This is a genomic window from Micrococcus sp. HG099 (genome assembly GCF_024723355.1).
In the GTDB taxonomy this organism is placed as follows: Bacteria; Actinomycetota; Actinomycetes; order Actinomycetales; family Micrococcaceae; genus Micrococcus; species Micrococcus endophyticus.
The window spans coordinates 1-6845 of record NZ_JANQCJ010000120.1 but is presented as its reverse complement, the minus strand read 5'-3'; the positions used below and the strand labels follow the sequence as shown (position 1 = coordinate 6845).

Annotated in this window: 7 protein-coding genes; all 7 read left to right on the top strand. The window is 75.3% G+C overall.

The genetic code is table 11. The annotated features are described in order from the left end of the window. The coding region (locus tag NWP10_RS09750) for an alpha/beta fold hydrolase (protein WP_258300759.1) at positions 1–2216 on the top strand (2216 nt) is incomplete at its 5' end. A 246-nt stretch (positions 2217–2462) separates the two neighbouring features. Beyond that, complete coding sequence (locus tag NWP10_RS09745) at positions 2463–3266, top strand: hypothetical protein (RefSeq protein ID WP_258300758.1); 804 nt, start codon at positions 2463–2465, stop codon at positions 3264–3266. Further along, positions 3263–3730: a phage holin family protein gene (locus NWP10_RS09740; RefSeq protein WP_017489641.1), complete on the top strand. Its 468-nt coding sequence runs from the start codon at positions 3263–3265 to the stop codon at positions 3728–3730. The genes NWP10_RS09745 and NWP10_RS09740 overlap by 4 nt, the downstream gene beginning before the upstream one ends. Next, complete coding sequence (locus tag NWP10_RS09735; RefSeq protein ID WP_017489640.1) at positions 3727–4425, top strand: DUF3618 domain-containing protein; 699 nt, start codon at positions 3727–3729, stop codon at positions 4423–4425. The genes NWP10_RS09740 and NWP10_RS09735 overlap by 4 nt, the downstream gene beginning before the upstream one ends. A 76-nt stretch (positions 4426–4501) precedes the next feature. Next, a complete protein-coding gene (gene panC / locus NWP10_RS09730; protein WP_258300757.1) occupies positions 4502–5518 on the top strand; it encodes a pantoate--beta-alanine ligase in 1017 nt (338 codons plus the stop codon). Then, positions 5515–6204, top strand: coding sequence for a DNA-3-methyladenine glycosylase (locus tag NWP10_RS09725; RefSeq protein WP_158491933.1), 690 nt, complete (start codon positions 5515–5517; stop codon positions 6202–6204). Before panC ends, NWP10_RS09725 begins: the two co-directional genes overlap by 4 nt. A gap of 47 nt (positions 6205–6251) precedes the next feature. Then, positions 6252–6734: an SRPBCC family protein gene (locus NWP10_RS09720; protein ID WP_258300756.1), complete on the top strand. Its 483-nt coding sequence runs from the start codon at positions 6252–6254 to the stop codon at positions 6732–6734. The last annotated feature ends 111 nt before the right edge of the window (positions 6735–6845 follow it).

Genomic DNA, 6845 nt, shown 5'->3' with positions numbered 1-6845 from the left:
CCGCCACCCCCTTCCACGACCTCGACGCCTTCACGGCCCTGCCCCGCGTCTCCGGCCTCACCCTCAGCCCGGACGGCACGCGCCTGGTCACCACCGTCGCCACCCGCGACGCGAAGGGCACCGGCTACGCCTCCGCCCTGTGGGAGGTCGACCCCGCCGGGCAGCGGCCGGCCCACCGCCTGACCCGCTCCCGCGAAGGCGAGGCCGGCGCGCAGTTCGCCGCGGACGGCACCCTGTACTTCACCTCGGCCCGCCCCGATCCGGCGGACGCGGAGGCGGAGAAGCGCAGCGCCCTGTGGGCCCTGCCCGCCCGCGGCGGCGAGGCCCGCGTGCTGCTCTCCCGCCCCGGCGGCGTCGCCTCGGTGGCCTGCGCGTCGGCGGCGGACCGCGTGGTCGTGACGGCGGACCGCCTGCTCGGCGCGTCCACGGAGGCCGAGCACGCCGCGCTCGCGAAGGCCCGCAAGGACGCCGGCGTGGACGCGATCCTGCACACCGGCTACCCGGTGCGCTTCTGGGACCACGACCTCGGCCCCGCCCGCCCCGAGCTGTTCGTCCTCGAGGAGGGCGTGGATCCGCAGGGCGAGCCCGCCTCGGACGCGGACGCCGCGGATCCGGAGTCGACCCCGCAGTCCGGGCACGACGACGGCGCCGCCGGCTCCGCCTCGACCGCCGCCTCCGCCTCGACGCCCGCCTCCTCGTCCGCCACGACCGCCGCCTCCGGCCTCGCCCCCGAGGCCGACGACGTCCCGCACCACCTGCGCCACGTCTCCGGGTTCCCCCGCGCGCACGCATTCGGCATCGGCGCCCAGGTGTCCCCGGACGGCTCGTTCCTGCTGACCACGGCCGCCACGGCGGAGGCGCTCGGCAACGTCCGCGAGGGCACGATCGTGCGTGTGGACCTGGCCACGGGCGAGCACCGCGTCCTCCACGACGTCCCGGGTGAGGACGCCCACGTGGGCCCCGTCAGCCACGACGGCTCGCGCGCCGTCGTCGTCCGCACCCCCGACTCCACCCCGCACGCCGCCGTGCACCCGCGCCTGTACGTCATGGACACCGCCACGGGCGAGACCACGCCCCTGGCCCACGACTGGGACCGGTGGGCCGACGTCGTCGCCTGGCTGCCGGACGACTCGGCGGTGATCGCGCTCGCGGACTCGGACGGACGCCGCCCCGTGTTCCGCATCGACGTCGCCACCGGCGAGGTCGCCCAGGTGACCGCCGAGGACGAGGCGTGGAGCGACGCCGTGCTCGCCCCGGACGGCGCTACCGCGTACGGCGTGCGCTCCTCCTACCTGTTCCCGCCGGAGGTCGCGCGGATCGACCTGGCCACCGGCGACGTCGTGCGCCTGCCCAACCCCGTGGAGCGTCCCGTGGTCCCCGGCGCCCTCGAGGACGTGGAGACCACGGCCGAGGACGGCACGCGGGTGCGCGGCTGGCTCGTGCTCCCCGAGGGCGAGGCCCCCGCCGGCGGCCACCCGCTGCTGCTGTGGATCCACGGCGGGCCGCTCGGCTCGTGGAACGCGTGGAGCTGGCGGTGGAGCCCGTGGATCATGGCCGCGCGCGGCTACGCGGTGCTGCTGCCGGACCCTGCGCTGTCCACGGGCTACGGGCAGGAGTTCATCGAGCGAGGCTGGGGCCGCTGGGGCCAGGCGCCCTACACAGACCTCATGGCGCTCACGGACGCCGTCGTGGCCCGGGACGACGTCGACGCCGAGCGCACCGCCGCCATGGGCGGCTCGTTCGGCGGGTACATGGCGAACTGGGTGGCCGGCCACACGGACCGGTTCAAGGCCGTGGTCACGCATGCCTCGCTGTGGGCGCTCGACGGCTTCGGCCCGACGACGGACGCCGCCTTCTACTGGGCGCGCGAGATGGACGAGGAGATGCAGGAGGCGAACTCCCCGCACCGCTTCGTGGGGGACATCGTCTCCCCGGTGCTCGTGATCCACGGCGACAAGGACTACCGCGTGCCGATCGGCGAGGGGCTGCGCCTGTGGTCGGAGCTGCTGGCGAAGTCCGGGCGGCCCGCCGCGGCCGACGGCACCACCGACCACCGGTTCCTGTACTTCCCGCACGAGAACCACTGGATCCTCGCGCCGCAGCACGCGAAGGTCTGGTACGAGGTGGTGCTCGGGTTCCTGGGCGAGCACGTGCTCGGCAAGGGCGCGCCGACCGCGCCGCAGACGCTCGGCCTCACCGCGCCGGACCCGGCCTGACCTCGCTGCCCGGCCTGACCTCACGACGGCGTCCCTCGGCTTCCGGGGGGCGCCGTCGTCGTCCTCGACCCGCCGGTGACCTGCATGGATGCGCGGGGGTCGGTGGGAACGCAGTGGCGCTCAGCCCTGTCTCCGCGCGCGTTCCCGTGCTTAGGGTGGCGCCCAAGCCCGGTGGACCCCGGCGACGCGGACGGCCAGAAGGGCCGGCCGCCAGGGGCCCGCCGACGCAGACGAGGAAGGCACAGCATGACGACGAATCCGTCGAACGCCCACCGCGGCTCCTCCGCCGAGGAGTCCACCGCGAAGGACAAGGCCGAGCAGGCCGCCGGCGAGGCGCAGGGCCAGGCGCAGGCCGTGGCCCACGACGCCAAGGCCAAGGCGCAGGACCTGGCCTCCACCGCCCAGGCGGAGGCCGGCCACGTCAAGGACGAGGCCGTGCACCAGGTGAAGTCCCTGGCGGGCCAGGCCCAGGAGCAGATGAGCTCCCAGGCCCACGCCCAGCAGGAGCGCCTGGCCGGCCAGGCCCGCACCTACACGGACGACCTGCACCGCGTGGTCTCCGGCGAGCAGCCCCAGACCGACCTGGTGCGCCAGGGCTTCGCGTCCGTGGCGGACCGCGCCGAGGCCCTCACCCAGCGCCTCGAGACCGCGTCCCCGCAGGAGCTGCTGCAGGACGTGCGCGGCTTCGCGGCCCGCCGTCCGGGCACGTTCCTGGCGATCGCCCTGGGCGCCGGCCTGGTGGCCGGCCGCCTGACCCGCGGCATGCGCGACGCCGGCCGCCCGGACTCCGGGGACCAGCTCGCCGGCCGTCGTCGGGAGGGCGTGCGCCCGGAGGCCGTCCACGCGGACGTGACCCCGCACCACCTGCAGTCCCAGGCCCCGGCCTACTCCAGCGACTCGCTGGAGAACGCGGACGGCCGCGTGGCCGGCGGCGCCCCGCGCCGCGCCGTCGCCCCGGGGGAGACCCCGTACGGCGTCGAGGCGCCGGAGCAGCACGGCCTGACCGCCGAGCGTCCGTTCGACCAGTCCCAGCCCGGGGGCCGCGCGTGAGCACGCCCTACGAGCCGATCCGCGACGCGACGCCGCACGCCGGCGCGCACACCCCGCCGCCCACGCAGGCGGAGTTCCGGGCCGAGCACGAAAGCCTCGGCGAGATGTTCAAGAGCCTCTCGTCCCGGCTGTCCACGCTGGTCAGCCAGGAGATCGCCCTGGCCAAGGCCGAGGCCACGGAGTCCGCGAAGAAGGCCGGCACGGGGGCGGGCCTGCTGGCCGGCGCCGCCGTGGGCGGCTTCTTCCTGCTGATGTTCCTGTCCCTGGCGCTGATGTGGGCGCTGGGCTCCGCCATGCACCTGGGGTGGGCCGCGCTGATCGTGGCCGTCCTGTGGGGCGTGTGCGCCGCGGTGCTCGCCCTGATGGGCAAGAAGCACCTCGAGAAGATCAAGGGTCTGCCGCAGACCCAGGAGACGCTTCAGGAGATCCCCGAGACCCTGAACCCCGCGAAGGAGACGCGATGACCACGAGCAACAACCCCGACGAGATCCGCGCCGAGATCGAGCGCACCCGTCACCAGCTGGGTCAGGACGTGGACGCGCTGGCCGAGAAGGTCAGCCCCACCAAGGCCGTCAGCCGCCAGACGAACCGCATGAAGGACGGACTGCTCTCGGTGAAGGAGAACATCATGGGCTCCCCGGAGGACCACCGTCGCCAGCCGTCGATGGGCGACCGCGCCCACGCGGCGGCCGACGACGCCCGCGCCTCGATGCACGGCGCCGCCGACCAGGCCCGCGACGCCATGGGCCACGCGGGCGACCGCGTGTCCGGCTGGGCCGACGACGCTCAGCACGCCGTGCAGCAGGCCCCGGCCCAGCTGCGCGGGCGCACGGCCGGCAACCCGCTGGCCGCCGGCCTCATCGCCTTCGGCGCGGGCCTGCTGGTCAGCTCGCTGATCCCCGCCTCGCGCGTGGAGCAGCGTGCGGCCGAGGGCCTCAAGGAGCAGGCCGCCCCGCTGGTGGACGAGGCCAAGCAGGTCGCCCAGCAGCTGCGGGAGGACATCGAGCCCGCCGCCCGCGAGGCCGCCGAGCACGTGAAGGACTCGGCCTCCGAGGCCGTCGACCAGGTCAAGGCGGACGGCGCGGACAAGGCGCAGGACCTGAAGTCGGAGTCGAAGGACGCCGCCCAGCAGGTCAAGGGCGCCGCCCAGGACGGCTGATCCCCCACCGGACCGAGGGCGCCCCGTGCACGCGTGCACGGGGTGCCCTCGCGTCCCGGACCCCTAGACTCGGCCCGTGACCCCGCTCGACCGCGTCCCCGACCGCACCCCCGTCCCGCCCCGCACCGGCCTCACCCTCGAGGACCAGGTGCCGGAGGCCGGCGCGGGCCCCCGCCCCCGCCTGACGACGACGAAGGCGGACTTCCGCGCCGCCGTCGCCGAGCTGGTGGACGGGGCGGCGGGGGAGGACCCCGGTGAGGAGGTCTCGGTGGGCCTCGTGCCCACGATGGGCGCCCTGCACGGCGGGCACGCCGCGCTGGCCCGACAGGCGCGCTCGGAGAACGACGTGGTGGCGGCGAGCATCTTCGTGAACCCGCTCCAGTTCGGGGACCGCGCGGACCTGGAGCACTACCCGCGCACACTCGAGGCGGACCTGGACCTGCTGGGCGCCGTGGGCGTGGACGTGGTGTTCGCCCCGTCCGTGGAGGAGATGTATCCGGGGCACCCGGTCGCCCCGATCGTCTCGGTGAGCGCCGGCCGCATGGGCGAGGTGCTCGAGGGCGCCTCCCGTCCCGGCCACTTCGACGGCGTGTGCACCGTGGTGGCCAAGCTCTGGAACCTCTCGATGCCGCCCGCCCCCGCCGTGCTGCGCAGCTACTTCGGGCAGAAGGACGCCCAGCAGCTGGCCGTGCTGCGCCGCCTGGCGCACGACTTGGACGTGGCCGTGGACGTGCGGGCGGTGCCGATCGTCCGCTCGCCCGAGGGGCTGGCCCTGTCCAGCCGCAACACGCGCCTGGACGAGGCCGGCCTGCACGCCGCGCTGGTGCTCAACCGCGCCCTCACGCGCCTCGAGGAGGCCGCCGTCGCCGGCCGCGTCCTGGACGTGCAGGCCGCCCGCGAGGAGGTGGCCGCCGAGCCGGGCGTCACGCTGGACCACCTCGTGGTGGTGGACCGGGAGACGCTGGAGGAGCTCGGCGCCGAGCTGCTGTGCCAGCCCCTACGCCGGGACGCCCTGGCACTCGTGGCCGCGCATGTGCCGCCGGTCCGCCTCATCGACAACCGGGTCCTGCCCGCCGCCGGCCCGCTGCCGTGACCCCGGAGCGTCTCGCCGCGGCCTTCGACGGCCCCTCGCCCGCGCTCGCCGCGACGCTGCTGGGGTGCCGGCTGACCGTCGTCGCCCCGGACGGCGCCGTCACCGTGCGGCTGACCGAGACCGAGGCGTACGGGGACGCGGGCGCGGACCCCGGCGCCCACTCGTTCCGCGGTCGCACCGAGCGCAATGCCGCGCTGTTCGGGCCGCCGCGGCGCACGTACGTGTACCTGAACTACGGCATCCACCGCTGCCTGAACCTGGTGGGCCACCCCGAGGGGGAGGCCGGCGGTGTGCTGCTGCGTGCGGCCGAGGTGCTCGCGGGTGGGGACCTCGCGGTGGCCCGCCGTGGCCGGGACACCGGCCTCAAGCTGCTCTCCGGGCCGGGCAACCTCGGCCAGGGCCTCGGCATCACCCTGGAGATGGGCCACGCGCCCGTGGAGATCGTCGCCGCGCCGCCGGAGGTGGCCGACGACGGCGGCACCCCGGCCCGCCTCGCCGCGCCCGCCCGCTTCCTCCTGGCCCCGCCCGCGTCCCGCGATCCGGCCGAGCCGCCGATCGAGGTCGTGACGGGCCCGCGCGTCGGCGTCTCAGGGGAGGGCGGCTCCGTGCGCTTCCCGTGGCGGTTCAACGTGGCCGGCCACCGCAGCGTGTCCGCGTTCCGTCGTGGCCGCAACGTGCCGGACTGAGCCTCAGACCTTGTCGCCCGCCCCGGCCCCGCGCCTAGGTTGATCCCATGACCGAGATGAACAAGACCGCCCACGGTGAGACCCAGCAGACCGTCACCCGGACCATCGACGCGTCCGCCAAGGACGTGTTCGACTTCCTGACCCTGCCCGCGAACCACGCGAAGTTCGACGGCTCGGGCATGGTGCAGTCGGACGACAAGACCCAGCGCATCCAGAAGGTCGGCGACGTGTTCACCATGAACATGCACGCGGAGCACATGGGTGGCGACTACCAGACCGAGAACCACGTGGTCGCCTACGACCCGAACAAGCTGGTCGGCTGGAAGACCGCCCCCGCCGGCACCGAGCCCAAGGGCTGGCAGTGGGTCTACCGGCTCGAGGACAACGGCTCCGGCAGCACGGACGTGTCCCTCACCTACGACTGGACCGCCGTGACCGACCCGGAGCTGCTGGAGAAGAACCTCTTCCCGATGGTCTCCGAGGAGCAGATGGAGGAGTCGCTCGCGAAGCTGGCCTCCGCCGTCGCCTGACCGGCGGCCCTCGCCGGACGCCGGATCGCCGGCGGACCGGCCCCGCGACGACGGGCGCGCACCCTCCCGGGGGGCGCGCCCGCTCGCGGGTCCGCCGTCGCGGCGAGAGGG